Origin of the sequence: Streptomyces sp. SBT349, assembly GCF_001083795.1 — a bacterium.
Lineage (GTDB): Bacteria > Actinomycetota > Actinomycetes > Streptomycetales > Streptomycetaceae > Streptomyces.
In genome coordinates, this window is sequence record NZ_LAVK01000146.1 from 1 (window position 1) to 17507 (window position 17507).

Annotated in this window: 15 protein-coding genes; 14 read left to right on the forward strand and 1 reads right to left on the reverse strand. The window is 72.8% G+C overall.

The features are described 5' to 3' along the window. The 14 genes from ADY01_RS18895 to ADY01_RS36345 form a co-directional block, all read left to right on the forward strand. Window positions 1-1851, forward strand: a 1851-nt coding sequence (locus tag ADY01_RS18895; RefSeq protein ID WP_049574679.1) for a peptidoglycan D,D-transpeptidase FtsI family protein, incomplete at its 5' end; no start/stop codon positions are given. Between the two features lie 59 nt (window positions 1852-1910). Then, the gene (locus ADY01_RS18900; RefSeq protein WP_078900413.1) at window positions 1911-3563 is read left to right on the forward strand and encodes a UDP-N-acetylmuramoyl-L-alanyl-D-glutamate--2,6-diaminopimelate ligase; all 1653 of its coding nucleotides are present in this window, start codon (window positions 1911-1913) and stop codon (window positions 3561-3563) included. Continuing rightward, window positions 3560-5023 carry a UDP-N-acetylmuramoyl-tripeptide--D-alanyl-D-alanine ligase gene (locus ADY01_RS18905; protein ID WP_049574648.1) on the forward strand — a complete coding sequence of 488 codons (1464 nt, stop codon included), beginning with the start codon at window positions 3560-3562 and terminating at the stop codon, window positions 5021-5023. The genes ADY01_RS18900 and ADY01_RS18905 overlap by 4 nt, the downstream gene beginning before the upstream one ends. Then, window positions 5020-6084 (forward strand): phospho-N-acetylmuramoyl-pentapeptide-transferase, encoded by a 1065-nt coding sequence (gene mraY, locus ADY01_RS18910; RefSeq protein WP_049574651.1) that lies wholly within the window; start codon window positions 5020-5022, stop codon window positions 6082-6084. The genes ADY01_RS18905 and mraY overlap by 4 nt, the downstream gene beginning before the upstream one ends. After that, window positions 6081-7505 carry a UDP-N-acetylmuramoyl-L-alanine--D-glutamate ligase gene (murD, locus tag ADY01_RS18915; RefSeq protein ID WP_234320304.1) on the forward strand — a complete coding sequence of 475 codons (1425 nt, stop codon included), beginning with the start codon at window positions 6081-6083 and terminating at the stop codon, window positions 7503-7505. Before mraY ends, murD begins: the two co-directional genes overlap by 4 nt. Before the next feature lie 40 nt (window positions 7506-7545). Next, on the forward strand, window positions 7546-8919 hold the full coding sequence (gene ftsW / locus ADY01_RS18920) for a putative lipid II flippase FtsW (RefSeq protein ID WP_049574652.1): 1374 nt from the start codon (window positions 7546-7548) through the stop codon (window positions 8917-8919). Between the two features lie 6 nt (window positions 8920-8925). After that, the gene (gene murG / locus ADY01_RS18925) at window positions 8926-10017 is read left to right on the forward strand and encodes an undecaprenyldiphospho-muramoylpentapeptide beta-N-acetylglucosaminyltransferase (RefSeq protein WP_049574655.1); all 1092 of its coding nucleotides are present in this window, start codon (window positions 8926-8928) and stop codon (window positions 10015-10017) included. A 29-nt stretch (window positions 10018-10046) separates the two neighbouring features. Continuing rightward, entirely contained in the window at window positions 10047-10847 is an 801-nt protein-coding gene (locus tag ADY01_RS18930; protein ID WP_049574657.1) for a cell division protein FtsQ/DivIB, read from the forward strand. Window positions 10848-11102: 255 nt separating this feature from the next. After that, window positions 11103-12341 (forward strand): cell division protein FtsZ, encoded by a 1239-nt coding sequence (gene ftsZ / locus ADY01_RS18935; RefSeq protein WP_049574661.1) that lies wholly within the window; start codon window positions 11103-11105, stop codon window positions 12339-12341. Window positions 12342-12362: 21 nt separating this feature from the next. Beyond that, window positions 12363-13097, forward strand: a complete 735-nt coding sequence (gene pgeF / locus ADY01_RS38235) for a peptidoglycan editing factor PgeF (protein WP_049574664.1) — start codon at window positions 12363-12365, stop codon at window positions 13095-13097. Next, on the forward strand, window positions 13079-13822 hold the full coding sequence (locus ADY01_RS18945) for a YggS family pyridoxal phosphate-dependent enzyme (RefSeq protein WP_234320305.1): 744 nt from the start codon (window positions 13079-13081) through the stop codon (window positions 13820-13822). The genes pgeF and ADY01_RS18945 overlap by 19 nt, the downstream gene beginning before the upstream one ends. Before the next feature lie 123 nt (window positions 13823-13945). Then, window positions 13946-14569: a cell division protein SepF gene (locus ADY01_RS18950; RefSeq protein WP_049574667.1), complete on the forward strand. Its 624-nt coding sequence runs from the start codon at window positions 13946-13948 to the stop codon at window positions 14567-14569. Between the two features lie 72 nt (window positions 14570-14641). After that, window positions 14642-14926, forward strand: coding sequence for a YggT family protein (locus ADY01_RS18955; RefSeq protein WP_049574670.1), 285 nt, complete (start codon window positions 14642-14644; stop codon window positions 14924-14926). 49 nt (window positions 14927-14975) lie between these two features. After that, on the forward strand, window positions 14976-16295 hold the full coding sequence (locus ADY01_RS36345; RefSeq protein WP_063784276.1) for a DivIVA domain-containing protein: 1320 nt from the start codon (window positions 14976-14978) through the stop codon (window positions 16293-16295). Between the two features lie 86 nt (window positions 16296-16381). On the opposite strand, the gene ADY01_RS18970 is transcribed toward ADY01_RS36345, so the two are convergent. Further along, window positions 16382-17507 (reverse strand): DUF5915 domain-containing protein (locus ADY01_RS18970; protein ID WP_049574675.1); only part of this gene is annotated, 1126 nt, incomplete at its 5' end.

Consider the following 17507-nt stretch of genomic DNA (forward strand, 5'->3'; position numbering starts at 1 on the left):
CAGCAGCGTCGTTCCCGCCCCGAGGGCCCCTCGTTGCGCCTCGGCAGCCCCCGCCCCCGGCTGCGCCTGATCGGCCTCGCCCTGACCCTGATCATGCTGGCGTTCACCGTCAGGCTGCTCCAGGTCCAGGCCGTGGGAGCCTCCTCCTACACCCAGGAGGCCGCGGTCAACCGCTATGTCACGGTGCCGCTGGCCGCCGAGCGCGGCGACATCACCGACCGCGACGGCGCGGCGCTCGCCACCACGGTCGACGCCTACGACATCACCGCCGACCCGCTGCTCTTCTCCGAGGAGGAGACCGGCATTCCCGACGCCCCCGAGCGCGCCGCCGCCCTCCTCGCCCCGATCCTCGGCGGCGAGGAGGCCGAGCTCGCCGACCTCCTCGACGACGACGAGAACCGCTACGCCGTCCTGGCCCGCGAGCAGTCCCCCGCCACCTGGCGCCAGATCCAGGACCTCAGGAACAACCTCGGCGAGCAGGCCGCCAAGGGCACGGGAGACCAGGTGCTCGCCGGCGTCTTCGCCGAGGAGAACTCCAAGCGCGTCTACCCCAACAACGACCTGGCCGCCTCCGTCCTCGGCTTCGTCAACAGCGAGGGCGTCGGCTCGGGCGGCCTGGAGGCCCAGCTCGACGGCCGGCTGGCGGGCGAGGACGGCGACATCACCTACGCGCAGTCCGGCGGCCGGCGCATCCCCACGGCCGAGGAGACCGAGAACCCCGCGCTCCCCGGCACCGACGTCGAGCTCACCCTCGACCGGGACATCCAGTGGGCCGCGCAGAACGCCATCGCCGCCCAGGTCGAGGAGTCGGCCGCGGACAGCGGCTATGTCGTCGTCCAGGACACCGTCAGCGGCGAACTCCTCGCACTGGCCAGCGCCCCCGGGTACGACCCCAACGACATGGCCTCCGCCGACGCGGACGGGCTGGGCAACCCGGCCCTGGAGGACGCGTTCGAGCTCGGCTCCACCAGCAAGGTCATCACCATGGCCGCCGTCCTGGAGGAGGAGGCCGCCACCAGCGACACCCATGTCACCGTGCCCAACCGGCTGCCCCGCGCCGACCGCAGCTTCGCCGACCACGAGGAACACGAGACCCTCTACCTCACCCTCGCCGGCGTCCTGGCCCACTCCAGCAACATCGGCACCATCCTGGCCGCCGAGGAGCTGGGCGAGACCCAGCCGGAGGCCAACGAGGTCCTCCACTCCTACTTGCGCGCCTTCGGCTTCGGGCAGCCCACCGGGCTGGGCTTCCCCGGCGAGACCGCCGGCATCCTCGCCGAACCCGAGGACTGGGACGCCTCCCAGCAGTACACGATCCCGTTCGGCCAGGGACTGTCGGTCAACGCCGTCCAGGCCGCCTCCGTCTACTCGACCGTGGCCAACGGCGGTGAACGCGTCACCCCCTCCCTGGTCCGCGGCACCACCGGTCCCGACGGCCGCTACACGCCGGCGCCCGAGCCCCGGCGCGACCGCGTCGTGAGCGAGGACACCGCAACCGAGCTGACCCGCATGCTGGAGACCGTGGTCGCCAGCCCCGAGGGGACGGGCGCCGCGGCCCGCATCCCCGGCTACCGCGTCGCGGGCAAGACCGGAACCGCCAACCGGGTGGACCCGGACACCGGCGTCTACGACGGCTACACCTCGTCGTTCGCCGGCTTCGCCCCCGCCGACGATCCCCGCGTCACCGTCTACTGCGTCGTCCAGAACCCCACCGACGGCCCCTACACCGGCAGCGAGGTCTGCGGGCCCATCTTCAACGAGGTCATGCGGTTCTCCCTGGCCGCTCTCGAGGTGCCGCCGACCGGCGAGGAGTTCTCCGGCCTCCCGGTCGCCTTCGACCCCGACGAGTGACCATCCCCCCGCACGACGACCCCGGACGACAAGAGACGACATGAGCGGAGCACAGGCACGTGAGAACCATCACCGACGGGTCAACCTCGTTTCGCTCCACCCCGCCCCAGCCCGGTACGCTCACGGCCGTGCCACACGCTGATCACTCCCGCCCGGCGCGCCGCCCCCGGCACGTGAGGCCCGTTCCCCTGGCGGAGCTGGCCGCGCTGCTGGAGACCGAGGACCCCGGCGCAGGGCGCCCGGTCACCGGGATCACCCACGACTCCCGCGCCGTCCAGCCGGGCGACATCTACGCCGCCCTGCCCGGCGCCCGCTTCCACGGCGCCGACTTCGTCGCCCAGGCCGCCGACCTCGGCGCCGTCGCCGTCCTCACCGACCTGGCCGGCGCCGAGCGCGCCGCCGCCACCGGGCTGCCCGTCCTGGCCCTGGCCGACCCCCGCGCCCGCCTGGGCGCCCTGGCCGCCGCGATCTACGACGAGCCGGGCCGCGACCTCCTCCAGATCGGCATCACCGGCACCTCGGGCAAGACCACCACCGCCTACCTGGTGGAGGGCGGCCTGCGCCACGCCGCCAAGGAGGGCGAGGAGACCGGGCTCATCGGCACCGTCGAGACCCGCATCGGCGGCGAACGCGTCAAGTCCGAGCGCACCACCCCCGAGGCCACCGAGCTCCAGGCCCTCTTCGCCGTGATGCGCGAACGCGGCGCGCGCTCCGTCGCCATGGAGGTCTCCAGCCACGCCCTGGCGCTCGGCCGCGTCGACGGCTGCGTCTTCGACATCGCCGTCTTCACCAACCTCAGCGCCGAACACCTGGACTTCCACCCGGACATGGAGGACTACTTCCAGACCAAGGCGCGCCTGTTCACGCGGGAGCGCGCCAGGGCCGGGGTGGTCAACCTGGACGACGAGTACGGCCGCAGGCTGGTGCGCGAGGCCACCGTCCCGGTCACCACCTTCTCCGCCGAGGGCCACCCGGACGCCGACTGGCGCGCCGCCGACATCGAGCTCGGCCCGCTGGGCTCCACCTTCACCGCCCTGGGTCCCGAGGGCGTCACCGTGCGCGCCTCCGCCCCGCTGCCGGGCCCGTTCAACGTGGCCAACACCCTCGCCGCCGTCGCCGCCCTCGCCGTGGCGGGCGTCGACCCGGGGACCGCGGCCGACGGCGTCGCCGCCGTGCCCGGCGTCCCCGGCCGCCTGGAGCGCGTGGACGCGGGACAGCCGTATCTCGCCGTCGTGGACTACGCGCACAAGCCCGACGCCGTGGAGGCCGTGCTCTACGCCCTCCGCAAGGTCACCCGCGGACGCCTGCACGCCGTGCTCGGCTGCGGCGGCGACCGCGACCCCCACAAGCGCCCGCGCATGGGCGCCGCCCTGGCCCGGCTGGCCGACACCGCCGTGCTCACCTCGGACAACCCGCGCTCCGAGGACCCGCTCGCCATCCTGGCCGCCATGCTCACCGGCGCCGCCGAGGTCCCCGCCCACGAACGCGCCACCGTGCTCGTCGAGGAGGACCGCGCGGCCGCCATCGCCGCGGCCGTCGCCCGCGCCGAGCCGGGCGACACCGTCGTGGTGGCGGGCAAGGGACACGAGCAGGGTCAGGACATCGCCGGAGTCATCCGGCCCTTCGACGACCGTGAGGAGCTGCGCGCTGCCATCGAGCGCGGCTCACAAGCACACCGACACTCCGATGCCAGGCGAGGCCCGTTGCAGTGATCCCCCTTTCCGTTGCTGAGCTCATCACGGTCGTGCGGGGAGAACCGCATGACATACCGGAGTCACCACCCCGCGTCACCGGGCCCGTGGTCATCGACTCCAGGCTGGCCGAGCCCGGCTCTCTCTTCGCCGCGCTGCCGGGCGAACGCGTCGACGGCCACGACTTCGCCGCCGCCGCCGTCGCCGCCGGCGCGGCGGTGGTGCTCGCCACGCGTCCCGTCGGCGTGCCCGCGGTCCTCGTCGACGACGTCACCGCGGCGCTCGGAGCGCTCGCCCGCCACACCGTCCAGGACCTCGGCGCCACCCTCGTCGCCCTCACCGGCTCGGCGGGCAAGACCAGCACCAAGGACCTCATCGCGCAACTGCTGGAGCGCACCGCCCCCACGGTGTGGCCGCCGGGCTCGCTGAACAACGAGATCGGCCTGCCGCTCACGGCGCTGCGCGCCGGGGAGTCCACCCGCTTCCTCGTGCTGGAGATGGGCGCCCGCGGCATCGGCCACATCCGCTACCTCACCTCGCTGACGCCCCCGCGTATCGGCGTGGTGCTCAACGTGGGGACGGCGCACATCGGGGAGTTCGGCTCGCGCGAGGCCATCGCCGAGGCCAAGGGCGAACTGGTCGAGGCGCTGCCGCCCGCGGCCGAGGGCGGCGTCGCCGTGCTCAACGCGGACGACCCGCTGGTGCGCGCCATGGCATCCCGCACCGCGGCCCGCACGCTGCTCTTCGGCAGGGCCGAGGACGCCGCGGTCCGCGCCGAGGACGTGCGGCTGACCCCCGACGGCCGACCCGCGTTCCGGCTCCGAACCCCCACCGGGTGCGCCGACGTAACCCTGCGGTTGTACGGTGAGCACCATGTGTCGAACGCGCTTGCCGCTGCGGCTGTTGCGCATGAGGTAGGCATGTCCGCCGAGGCCATCGCCGAAACACTGGCGGAGGCCCGGCCGCTCTCGAGGTGGCGGATGGAGGTCACCGAGCGGGCGGACGGCGTGACCGTCGTCAACGACGCCTACAACGCGAACCCCGAGTCGATGAGGGCGGCGCTGCGCGCGCTCGTCTCCATGGGCGGCGCCGCCACGGCGCGGGGGGCCCGCACCTGGGCGGTGCTCGGCGCGATGGCCGAGCTCGGGGACGACGCGATGGCCGAGCACGACGCGGTCGGACGCCTGGTCGTCCGGCTGAACGTCAGCAGGCTCGTGTCCGTCGGCGGCCAGGAGGCCGCCTGGCTGGACATGGGCGCCAAGAACGAGGGTTCGTGGGGTGAGGAGTCGGTGCACGTGTCCGACGCTCAGGCGGCGGTCGAACTGCTGCGCGGTGAGCTGAGGCCGGGAGATGTCGTGCTGGTGAAGGCGTCCAGGGCGGTGGGCCTGGAGGAGGTCGCCCTCCGGCTGACGGGCGACACCGGCGACACCGGCGACACCGGTGGCGTCGATGGCATCGATGGCGAGGTCGCCGCCCGATGAGGCAGATCCTCTTCTCCGGCGCCATCGGGCTGCTCCTGACGCTGATCGGCACGCCGCTCCTGATCAAGCTGCTCGCCCGCAAGGGATACGGCCAGTTCATCAGGGACGACGGCCCCCGCGACCACCACAGCAAGCGGGGCACCCCGACCATGGGGGGCATCGCCTTCATCCTGGCCACGCTGATCGCCTACTCGGTCACCAAGGTCATCACCGGCGAACAGCCCAGCATCTCCGGGCTCCTGGTGCTCTTCCTGATGGCCGGCATGGGCCTGGTCGGCTTCCTCGACGACTACATCAAGATCGTCCGGCGGCGCAGCCTCGGCCTGCGGGCCGGCGCCAAGATGCTCGGCCAGTTCATCGTGGGCGTCACCTTCGCCATCCTCTCGCTGAACTTCGCCGACGCCCGCCAGCTCACCCCGGCCTCGACGCACCTGTCGTTCACCCAGGACTTCGCCTGGTCCATCGGCCCCGTGCTGTTCGTGCTCTGGGCGCTGTTCATGATCCTGGCGATGTCCAACGGCGTGAACCTCACCGACGGCCTCGACGGCCTGGCCACCGGCGCCTCCGTGATGGTCTTCGGCGCCTACGTCTTCATCGGCGTCTGGCAGTACGGCCAGACCTGCGCGGAGACCCTCACCGCGGGCGCCTCCTGCTACGAGGTGCGCGACCCGCTCGACGGCGCGGTCGTCGCCGCCGCGCTGATGGGGGCCCTCTTCGGCTTCCTGTGGTGGAACACATCACCCGCCAAGATCTTCATGGGCGACACCGGCTCCCTGGCCCTGGGCGGCGCGCTCGCGGGCCTGGCCATCGTCTCCCGCACCGAACTGCTCATGGCCGTCCTCGGCGGCCTCTTCGTCCTCATCACCATGTCGGTGGTCATCCAGGTCGGCTCGTTCCGCCTCACCGGGCGGCGCGTGTTCAAAATGGCGCCACTCCAGCACCACTTCGAGCTCAAGGGCTGGAGCGAGGTCCTGGTGGTGGTCCGCTTCTGGATCATCCAGGGCATGTGCGTGATCGTCGGCATCGGCATCTTCTACGGCACCTGGGTGGCGGACTGGTGAACGGCTACGACGGCCTGCGCGTGACGGTCGCCGGACTCGGCGTCAGCGGGATCAGCACGGCCCGCGCCCTGGCGCGGCTCGGCGCGCGGGTCACCGTGGTCGACGGCGGCGACGGGGAGCGGCAGCGCGCCCGCGCCGCCGAGCTGGCCGGGGAGGGCATCGAGGTGGTGCTCGGCGGCGGCGAGACGCTGCACGGCAACACCGAACTGGTCGTCACCTCCCCCGGCTGGCGGCCCGACAGCCCGCTGTTCACCGCCGCCGCGGCCATCAACGTCGAGGTCGTCGGCGACGTGGAGATCGCCTGGCGGCTGCGCGGCGAGACCGGGCCGCCCTGGCTGGCCGTCACCGGCACCAACGGCAAGACCACCACCGTGCGCATGCTCGCCGCCATCCTGGAGGCGGCGGGCCTGCGCACGGCCGCGGTCGGCAACATCGGCACCCCGATCATCGACGCCGTGCTGGCCGACCCGCCCTACGACGTGCTGGCCGTCGAGCTCTCCAGCTACCAGCTGCACTGGGCGCCCTCCGTCCGCCCGCACTCGGGGGCCGTGCTCAACGTGGCCCCCGACCACCTGGACTGGCACGGCTCCATGAAGGCGTACGCCGCCGCCAAGGGCCGCGTCTACGAGGGCAACCGGGTCGCCTGCGTCTACAACGCCGCCGACCAGGCCACCGAGCAGCTGGTCACCCGGGCCGATGTCGCCGAGGGCTGCCGCGCCATCGGGTTCACCCTCGGACCGCCGGGACTGTCGGAACTGGGTGTCGTGGACGGCGTCCTGGCCGACCGCGCCTTCGTCGCCGACCGGCGCAGCCGGGCCCAGGAGCTGGCGACGGTCGCCGACGTGAACCCGCCGGCCCCGCACAACATCGCCAACGCCCTGGCCGCCGCCGCCCTGGCCCGCGCCTACGGCGTCCCCCCGGGCGCCGTGCGCGACGGGCTGCGGGGCTTCAGCCCCGACCCCCACCGCATCGAGCACGTCGCGGACGTGGCGGGCGTGGCGTATGTGGACGACTCCAAGGCCACCAACACCCATGCCACCGAGGCGTCCCTGGCCGCCTACCCGTCGATCGTGTGGATCGCCGGAGGTCTCGCCAAGGGCGCGACCTTCGACGACCTGGTGCGCGGCGCCGCCGCGCGGCTCCGCGGCGCCGTGCTCATCGGCGCGGACCGGCATCTCATCGCCGAGGCGCTGGCGCGACACGCCCCGGATGTGCCGGTCGTGGACCTCGAACGGACGGACACTGGGGCGATGGCGGCGGCCGTCACCGAGGCGACCCGGCTGGCCCACCCCGGAGACACGATCCTGATGGCCCCGGCCTGTGCCTCGATGGATATGTTCACCAATTACAACGAGCGGGGCGACGCCTTCGCCGCCGCCGTGCACGGCCTGGCCGACGGCCCGGCCCACACCGAGCAGTAGCCCGCGGACGCGCCGGCGCGGGCCGAAGGAGGGGCCCACCATGACGGCTGACCACCCCGCACCCTCCGCCGCCGGCCTTCCCGCCCTGCGCGGCGCACAGCGCGAACGCCCCTCGCGCCCGCGCGCCCCCCGGGGCGGGCCCGTCCTGTACGCCCCGCGCAAGCGCCCGCGCCCCAGACGGCCGCGCGCCCCCCGTTTCATCGCACGCCTGCGGCGCGCCTGGGACCGGCCGCTGACGGCGTACTACGTGGTGCTGGGCACCGGGCTGCTCATCACCCTGCTCGGCCTCGTCATGGTCTTCTCCGCCTCCCAGATCCAGGCGCTCCGCCACGACCTGCCCGCCACGTTCTACTTCAGGAAGCAGCTTCTCGCGGCCGTGCTCGGCACCGTGCTGCTCTTCGTCGCCTCCCGCGTGCCCGTCCGGCTGCTGCGCGCCCTCACCTACCCCTTCCTCGCCTTCTCCGTGGTCCTGCTCGTCCTGGTCCAGGTCCCCGGCATCGGCGTCGAGGTCAACGGCAGCACCAACTGGATCGCGGTGGGCGGCTCGTTCCAGATCCAGCCCAGCGAGTTCGGCAAGCTGGCGCTGGTGCTGTGGGGCGGCGACCTGCTCGCGCGCAAGGGCGACAAGCGGCTGCTGACCCAGTGGCGCCACCTGCTCGTCCCCCTGGTCCCCGGCGCGCTGCTGGTGTGCGGCCTCGTCATGGTCGGCGGCGACATGGGCACCGTGGTGATCCTCACCGCCATCCTCTTCGCCCTGCTCTGGCTGGCCGGCGCCCCGACCCGGCTCTTCATCGGCGTGCTGGGCGTCACCGCGGCGCTCGGCGCCCTGTTCATCGCCACCAGCCCGCACCGCATGGACCGCCTGGCCTGCCTGGGCGCCACCGACCCCGGCGAGGGCGACCGCTGCTGGCAGGCCGTCCACGGCATCTACGCCCTGGCCTCGGGCGGGTGGTTCGGTTCGGGACTCGGCGCGAGTGCGGAGAAATGGGGTGAACTCCCCGAGCCCCACACCGACTTCATCTTCGCCATCACCGGGGAGGAGCTGGGTCTCGCGGGGACGCTGTCCGTCCTTGGCCTCTTCGCGGCTCTAGGCTATGCGGGTATCCGCGTGGCCGGACGCACGGAGGACCCCTTCGTGAGGTATGCCGCGGGAGGGGTGACGGCCTGGCTGATGGTCCAGACCGTGATCAACATCGGTGCGGTGCTGGGCCTCCTGCCCATCGCCGGGGTGCCCCTGCCGCTGTTCTCCTACGGGGGCTCCGCCCTGCTGCCCACCATGTTCGCCATCGGCCTGCTGATCGCCTTCGCGCGCGGCGAGCCGGCGGCCAGGGCATCCCTGGCCATGCGGGGACCTCGGCTCAAGTGGAAGACGATGAGACGGCGCACCAAGACGGCGCCGTCCGGAGAGCGGTGAAATTCGGTGCATGTTGTCCTCGCCGGCGGAGGGACCGCCGGCCACATCGAGCCGGCGCTCGCCCTCGCCGACGCCCTGCGCAGGCAGGATCCGACCGTGGGCATCACCGCCCTGGGCACGGAACGCGGCCTGGAGACCCGGCTGGTGCCCGAGCGCGGCTACGAGCTCGGGCTGATCCCGGCCGTGCCGCTGCCGCGCAAACCCACCCCCGAGCTGATCACGGTCCCCGGCCGGCTGCGCGGCACGATCAAGGCGGCGGAGGAGATCATCGAACGCACCAAGGCCGACTGCGTGATCGGCTTCGGCGGCTACGTGGCGCTGCCCGGCTACCTCGCCGCCAAGCGGCAGCGGGTGCCGATCGTGGTGCACGAGGCCAACGCCCGCCCGGGTCTCGCCAATCGGATCGGCGCCCGCTACACGCGTTTCGTCGCCGTCTCCACCCCCGACAGCAAGCTGCGGCACGCCCGGTACGTCGGCATTCCCCTGCGGCGTTCCATCGCCACGCTCGACCGCTCCGCCCTGCGGCACGAGGCCCGCGCCTTCTTCGGCCTGGACGCCAACCTGCCCACGCTGCTGGTCTCCGGCGGCTCGCAGGGCGCCCGCAGGCTGAACGAGGTCATCGCCACCGTGGTGCCCGCCCTCCAGCGCTCGGGCGTCCAGGTGTTGCACGCGGTCGGGCCGAAGAACGAACTGCCGCAGGTGGACACCATGCCCGGGATGCCGCCTTATGTCCCGCTAGGGTATGTGGACCGCATGGACCTCGCGTACGCCGCGGCCGACATGATGCTCTGCCGGGCGGGCGCGATGACCGTCGCCGAACTGTCCGCCGTCGGGCTGCCGGCCGCCTATGTCCCGCTGCCCGTCGGCAACGGCGAACAGCGGCTCAACGCCCAGCCGGTGGTGAAGGCGGGCGGCGGTCTGCTGATCGACGACGCCGAGCTGACGCCGGAGTGGGTCAGGGGCACCGTGCTGCCGGTGCTGACCGACCCGGGGCGGCTGCTGGCCATGTCGAGGGCCGCCGCCGAATTCGGCCGCAGGGACGCCGACGAGCTGCTGGTCGGCATGGTGTACGAAGCGATCGCCGCGCGCCGGGCGTAGGCCCGCGCGGCAGGGGAGTTGACGAGAGCGTGGCCGGAGCGACGACAGCGGAACGCGGCGAGGATCGCCGCCAGTCGGACTCCGGCCGACGCCCGACCGCGGGGCGGCGGCGCTGGTTCGGGCGGCCCAGGCTGCTGGCCGCGCTGCTCGTCCTCGCCGTCGCCCTCGGCGGCTTCGGCGCCTGGGCGCTGTACGGCTCGGACTGGCTGCGCGTCGAGCGGGTCTCGGTCCGCTGGCAGGAGGGGCCGCGGGTGCTGACGGAGGAGCAGGTCCTCGGCGCCGCCGGCGTCGCGCTCGGCTCCCCGATGGCCTCCCTGGACAAAGGCGCGGTGAGCGACCGTCTCCTGGCGGAACTTCCGCGCCTGGAATCGGTCGACGTGGTCCGCGGCTGGCCGCACGGCGTCTCCCTGAAGGTCACGGAGCGCAGGGCCCTGGCGCTCGTCCCCGGCGGCGGTGGCTATACGGAGGTCGACCGCGAGGGGGTCCTCTTCGGCGAGCGCGAGGAGGCGGAGCCCGGGGTGCCCCTGCTCGAACTGGAACTGACGGACAGCCCGAGCCTGCGCCGGTTCGGCGAGGACCGCATTCGCCGGGCCGCGGTCTCCGTGGTGGCGGCCCTGCCGGAGGGGGTTCGCGGGGACACCCGCATGGTTCGCGTCACGTCCTACGACTCCATCACCCTTGAGTTGTCGGGGGACCGCGTGGTCCGCTGGGGGAGCGCGGAGGACTCGGCCGCCAAGGCGGACGCGCTGGTGGCGGTCATGAATGCGGCCGACGGCGCGCGGCACTTCGACGTCAGCGCGCCCAGTGCCCCTGCCGTGTCCGGAGGTTGACCCCCCGTGCGGCGGCAGGTGCTTCGATCACATAGGGTGAAAAGAAAAACAGGAGGTTCGGCGTGTTCGTTGAACGCGTACCACTTGTCGACTTAGTGTCCGTTCCGAGGAATCCAAGGAACGACAGGCACAGGTAACCCTAAACTTGAGCGTTAGGGTTCGGGGCGGCTTATCCACCCGTCCCATCGGCATCAGTCGACGCGCTGCGGCACACGCGGAGCGGCGACACGTAAATCGAGGCGAGAGGCCTTCGACGTGGCAGCACCGCAGAACTACCTCGCAGTCATCAAGGTCGTCGGTATCGGCGGCGGTGGTGTCAACGCCATCAACCGGATGATCGAGGTCGGGCTCAAGGGCGTCGAGTTCATCGCGATCAACACCGATGCACAGGCGCTGCTGATGAGCGACGCCGACGTCAAGCTGGACGTCGGCCGCGAGCTCACCCGCGGGCTCGGCGCGGGCGCCAACCCCGACGTCGGTCGCAAGGCTGCCGAGGACCACCGCGAGGAGATCGAGGAGGTCCTCAAGGGGGCGGACATGGTCTTTGTCACCGCGGGCGAGGGCGGCGGCACCGGCACCGGCGGCGCACCGGTCGTGGCGAACATCGCGCGCTCCCTGGGCGCGTTGACCATCGGCGTGGTCACCCGCCCGTTCACCTTCGAGGGACGCCGCAGGGCGAACCAGGCGGAGGACGGCATCGCGCAGCTGCGCGACGAGGTCGACACGCTGATCGTCATCCCGAACGACCGGCTGCTGTCCATCTCGGACCGCCAGGTCAGCGTGCTGGACGCGTTCAAGTCCGCGGACCAGGTGCTCCTCTCCGGCGTCCAGGGCATCACCGACCTCATCACCACCCCCGGCCTGATCAACCTCGACTTCGCCGACGTCAAGTCCGTGATGTCCGAGGCCGGCTCGGCCCTGATGGGCATCGGCTCGGCCCGCGGCGACGACCGCGCGGTGGCCGCGGCCGAGATGGCCATCTCCTCCCCGCTGCTGGAGGCGTCCATCGACGGCGCCCGGGGCGTGCTGCTGTCGATCTCCGGCGGCTCCGACCTCGGCCTCTTCGAGATCAACGAGGCGGCCCAGCTCGTCAGCGAGGCGGCGCACCCCGAGGCGAACATCATCTTCGGCGCGGTCATCGACGACGCCCTCGGCGACGAGGTGCGGGTCACCGTGATCGCCGCCGGTTTCGACGGCGGCCAGCCGCCGTCCCGCAGCCGCGACAAGGCGCTCGGCGCGTACGGCGTCAAGGACGAGCCGGCGCCGGCCGCCGACCGCTCGGCCCCCGAGCCGGAGGCCGACCGCCCCTCGTTCGGCGGGCTCGGGACCCTGCCCCCGCGCGAGCCCTCGGTCCTCGACGGCCGCGACTCCGCACCGGCCGAGCCGGTCGGCCAGGACCGCGACCCCTCCAGGGGCACGCCGCAGGTTCCCTCGGCCCGGCCCTACGACGGCGGGCAGGTCGAGGAGCTCGACGTGCCCGACTTCCTGAAGTAAGACGATCAGTCCCACGTGACAGTGATAGAGCGGCAGTCCACGAGAAGCGGCGCCCGCTTCGCCTTTACCGACCGGTGGGGCGGGGTGAGCGCCGCTCCGTACGAGAGCCTCAATCTCGGCGGCGCCGTCGGGGACGTGCCCGCGTCCGTATACGCGAACCGGGAGCTCGCCGCCAAGGCGCTCGGACTCGTGCCGACCGGGGTCCGGTGGATCAACCAGGTGCACGGCAGGCGGGTCGTGGTGGCCGCGGACCCGTGGCCCGACGGTGTCGCCCCGGAGGCGGACGGCGTGGTCACCGCGCGCCGGGGGCTCGCGCTGGCGGTGATCACCGCCGACTGCACGCCGGTGCTGCTCGCGGATCCCGTCGCCGGGGTCGTGGGCGCGGCGCACGCCGGGCGCCCGGGGCTGCTGGCCGGGGTGGTCCCCGCGACCGTCGCGGCCATGCGCGAACTGGGCGCCGAGCCGGGCCGGATCGCCGCCCGTACCGGGCCGGCGATCTGCGGGGAATGCTACGAAGTGCCGGAGTCCATGCGGGCGGAGGCCGCCGGCCAGGTCCCCGGCTGCGAGGCCACCACGCGCTGGGGGACCCCCGCCATCGACATCCCGGCCGGGGTGCGGGAGCAACTGGCGGCGGAGGGCATCGAGGACGTGGCGCTCTCGCCGGTCTGCACGCGGGAGTCCCGGGGCCACTTCTCCTACCGCCGCGACGCCACCACCGGCAGGCAGGCGAGCTACGTGTGGCTGGCCGCCTCGTGAGCGCGGGGGAGCGCAGGGCCGAACTGGCCGCCGGGCTCGCCCGGGTGGAGGAGCGCATCGCCCGCGCCTGTGACGCGGCGGGGCGCGCGCGGGACGAGGTGACGCTGATCGTGGTCACCAAGACGTATCCGGCCCAGGACGTGCGGACCCTGGCCGAGCTGGGCGTCCGGCAGGTCGCCGAGAACCGGGACCAGGAGGCGGCGGCCAAGGCCGCCGCCTGTGCGGACCTTCCCCTTGTATGGCACTTCGTGGGGCAATTGCAGACGAACAAGGCGCGTTCCGTGGTCTCGTACGCCGACTATGTGCATGCGATCGACCGCGCGAGGCTGGTCACCGCGCTCTCCGCGGCGGTGGTGAGCGCCGGGCGCGCGCCCCTTCACTGCCTGCTTCAGGTCGCGTTGGAGAAGGAGTCGGGCCTCGGCGCCGGCCGGGGAGGCGTCGCGCCGGACGGGGTGGCCGAGTTGGCCGCGGCCGTGCGGGCCGCTCCCGGGCTCCGTCTGGCCGGGCTGATGACGGTCGCGCCGCTGGCGGGGGCGTACGCGGGTTCACCCGGTGCGGCTTTCGCGCGATTGAAGGAAATCTCAAGGAGCCTGCGCGGCGACGATCCTGCTGCGAACATGGTCTCGGCAGGTATGAGTGCCGACTTGGAGGAGGCGGTCACCGCGGGGGCGACACACGTACGCGTGGGCAGCGCGGTGCTCGGAGTCCGCCCCGCCCTCGGGTAACGTCGCCAGGCGAGGGCCCACAGTCGAAAATATGGTCAATCCCACCTCAGTGGGGCAGATTACGTGGATCCGCGGCCCGGGGCAGATCGGAGCCGATCCACCAGGGAGCGGAGGACGCAGTCGATGGCTGGCGCGATGCGCAAGATGGCGGTCTACCTCGGCCTCGTGGAGGACGACGGCTACGACCGCCCGGGGTACGGCCCTGATGACGAGTTCGAGCCGGAGCCGGAGCCCGAGCGGGGGCGGCGCCAGCCGGCGCACGAGCCTCCCCCACGGGAGCGGGCCGAGGAGCCGGTGCGGGTCGTGCACCCTCCGGCCCAGCGGGAGAGCGAGCCAACGCCCGCGCCCATCCTGGCCGAAAGCAGACGGCCCGGGAGGATCGCTCCCGTGTCTTCCATCACATCCGACCGTCAGAACCTGGAGAAGAGCGCGCCGGTGATCATGCCCAAGGTCGTGTCAGAGCGGGAGCCGTACAGGATCACCACGCTCCACCCGAGGACGTACAACGAGGCCCGTACCATCGGGGAACACTTCCGCGAGGGGACCCCGGTGATCATGAACCTCACGGAGATGGACGACACAGATGCAAAGCGACTTGTCGACTTTGCCGCTGGTCTGGTCTTCGGTCTCCATGGCAGCATCGAGCGGGTGACGCAGAAGGTGTTCCTGCTGTCGCCTGCTAACGTCGATGTAACGGCGGAGGACAAGGCCCGTATCGCGGAGGGCGGGTTCTTCAACCAGAGCTGACGACAGGACACCTGAAGACGCTGTTCCGGCCGCCCGGCCGGGACATGAGACAAGGGGAGAGGGACAGGCAGGATGGGCATCGTTCAACAGGTGGTCCTGATTGCCTTGTACTGCTTGCTGGGCTTGCTGCTCTTCCGGTTGGTGATGGACTACGTGTTCATGTTCGCCCGCTCGTGGAGCCCCGGCAAGGCGATGGTCGTGGCCTTGGAAGCCACCTACACTGTCACCGACCCGCCACTGAAGGCGCTCCGGAGGGTCATCCCCCCGCTGCGTTTCGGGGGTGTGGCGCTTGATCTGTCCTTCTTCGTACTCATGATCATCGTCTACATCCTGATCAGCGTCGTGGCCAGGCTGTGAACGAGTACGGTCTTGCCGATATGCCGACGAATTACGTTGAGGTGAAGAGATGCCGCTGACCCCCGAGGACGTGAGGAACAAGCAGTTCACGACCGTCCGTCTGCGAGAAGGCTATGACGAGGACGAGGTCGATGCCTTCCTCGACGAGGTCGAGGCGGAGCTGACCCGGCTGCTCAGGGAGAACGAGGACCTGCGGGCCAAGTTGGCCGCGGCGACCCGGGCCGCCGCACAGAACCAGCAGAACATGCGGAAGCCCGACCCGCAGGATCGGCCGGGCGGTCCCATGTCGGCCATATCGGGACCGGGTCCCCAGCAGCAGCAGCCGATGGGCGGCCCGCCGCAACTGCCCGCGGGCCCCGGTGGTCCCCAGGGGCACCCCGGAGGTCCGGGCCCGATGGGCCACGGCGGCCCCGGCGGACCCATGGGTCCCGGTGGCCCCGGCGGACCTGGTGGCCCCGGCGGTCCTCAGGGGCATGCCCCCGTGCCGATGGGCACCCACGGCGGTCAGGGCATCCCTGGCGGCGGCATGGGTGGCCAGGGTATGGGTGGTCAAGGCATGGGCGGCCCCGGCATGGGTGGTCAAAGCATGGGCGGCCAGGGTATGGGCGGCCCCGGCATGGCTGGTCAAGGCATGGGCGGCCAGGGCATGGGCGGCCCGCCCGGACTCGGCGGCCCCGGCATGGGCGGCCCGCAGATGCCGCAGCAGGGCGGGGGCAACGAGAGCGCTGCCCGCGTGCTGTCGCTGGCGCAGCAGACCGCCGACCAGGCGATCGCGGAGGCCCGTTCCGAGGCGAACAAGATCGTCGGCGAGGCGCGCAGCCGCGCGGAGGGCCTGGAGCGCGACGCACGCGCCAAGGCCGACGCGCTGGAGCGGGACGCGCAGGAGAAGCACCGCGTCGCGATGGGCTCCCTCGAGTCCGCCCGCGCCACGCTGGAGCGCAAGGTCGAGGACCTGCGCGGCTTCGAGCGCGAGTACCGCACCCGCCTGAAGTCGTACCTGGAGAGCCAGCTCCGGCAGTTGGAGAGCCAGTCCGACGACTCGCTCGCGCCGCCGCGCTCCCCGGCAGCTCCCTCCCTGCCGCCGTCCCCGCAGCCGTCGCTGGCCTCGGCCGGCGCCCCGGCCGGGCCCGGCGGAGGCATGGGCGGTCACCAGTCCCTCGGCGGGAACCAGCAGATGGGCGGTCACGGTGGCCACGGCGGTCATGGTGGTCACGGCGGCCACGGCGGCCCGCCCTCCTACGGCGGCCAGCAGCAGATGTCGCCCGCGATGACGCAGCCGATGGCGCCGGTGCGGCCGCAGAGCCCGCAGCCGATGCAGCAGGCGCCGTCGCCGATGCGGGGCTTCCTCATCGACGAGGACGACAACTGAGGCGCTGCCGCGCCGGCTGACGGCGCGCGAGGCATATCGGGGCCGGGGCCCGGACCGTGAAGGTCCGGGCCCCGGCCCGTTGTTCCTCAGACGCGGCGCAGGCGGAAGGTCACGCCGAGCGCCCCCTCGCCGAACGTCTCCCCGAAGCCGTCCTCGCCCGGCCCCTCGGCGAAGTCGGTGGCCAGCACCTCGGCGGAGACGAGGTCCCGGTGTTCGGCCAGGGCCCGGGCCATCTCCTCGTCCGTCGCCCGCCACCGGACCGCGATCCGGTCGGCGACATCCAGGCCGCTGTTCTTGCGGGCGTCCTGGATCAGGCGGATCACGTCGCGCGCCAGGCCCGCCCGGCGCAGCTCCGGCGTGATCTCCAGGTCGAGCGCCACCGTGGCGCCGGCGTCGGACGCCACCGACCAGCCCTCGCGCGGGGTCTCCGTGACGACGACCTCCTCGGGCGCCAGCCGCACCTGCTCGCCGTCCACCTCGACCACGGCGCCGCCCGCGCGCAGCGCGGCGGACAGCTCCGCCGCGTCGGCCTCGGCGATGGCGCGGGCGACCTGCTGCGTTCCCTTGCCGAAACGGCGGCCCAGCGCGCGGAAGTTGGCCTTGGCCGAGGTGTCCACCAGCGAGTCGCCCATCTCGGAGAGCGTGGCCAGGGACGCCACGTTCAGCTCCTCGGCGATCTGCGCGCGCAGCTCCTCGCTCAGCAGCTCGAAGCCCTGGGCGGCGACCAGCGCGCGGGAGAGCGGCTGGCGGGTCTTGACGCCGGACTCGGCCCGCGTCGCCCGGCCGAGCTCCACCAGCCTTCGCGCCAGCAGCATGTCCCGCGACAGGTCGGTGTCGACCCTCGTCGGGTCGGCCTCGGGCCACGAGGACAGGTGCACCGAGTCGGGCGCGCCGGGGGTGACGGGAACGACCAGGTCCTGCCAGACGCGTTCGGTGACGAACGGGACCAGCGGGGCCATCAGCCGGGTCACGGTCTCCAGCACCTCGTGCAGGGTGCGCAGCGCCGCCGGGTCGCCCTGCCAGAAGCGGCGGCGCGAGCGGCGGACGTACCAGTTGGACAGGTCGTCGACGAAGGTGGAGATCAGCTTGCCCGTGCGCTGGGTGTCGAAGTTCTCCATGGCCTTGGTGACCGTGTCCACCAGCGCGTTGAGCTCGCTGAGCAGCCAGCGGTCGAGCAGCGGCCGGTCGCCGGGCGGGGGGTCGGCCGGGGTG

Excerpts from the sequence above, each read along its gene's own strand:
- ADY01_RS36345 (WP_063784276.1), top strand. The coding sequence starts at position 14,976 with ATGCCGCTGACCCCCGAGGACGTGAGGAACAAGCAGTTCACGACCGTC.
- mraY (WP_049574651.1), top strand. The coding sequence starts at position 5,020 with ATGAGGCAGATCCTCTTCTCCGGCGCCATCGGGCTGCTCCTGACGCTG.
- ADY01_RS18950 (WP_049574667.1), top strand. The coding sequence starts at position 13,946 with ATGGCTGGCGCGATGCGCAAGATGGCGGTCTACCTCGGCCTCGTGGAG.
- ftsW (WP_049574652.1), top strand. The coding sequence starts at position 7,546 with ATGACGGCTGACCACCCCGCACCCTCCGCCGCCGGCCTTCCCGCCCTG.
- ADY01_RS18955 (WP_049574670.1), top strand. The coding sequence starts at position 14,642 with ATGGGCATCGTTCAACAGGTGGTCCTGATTGCCTTGTACTGCTTGCTG.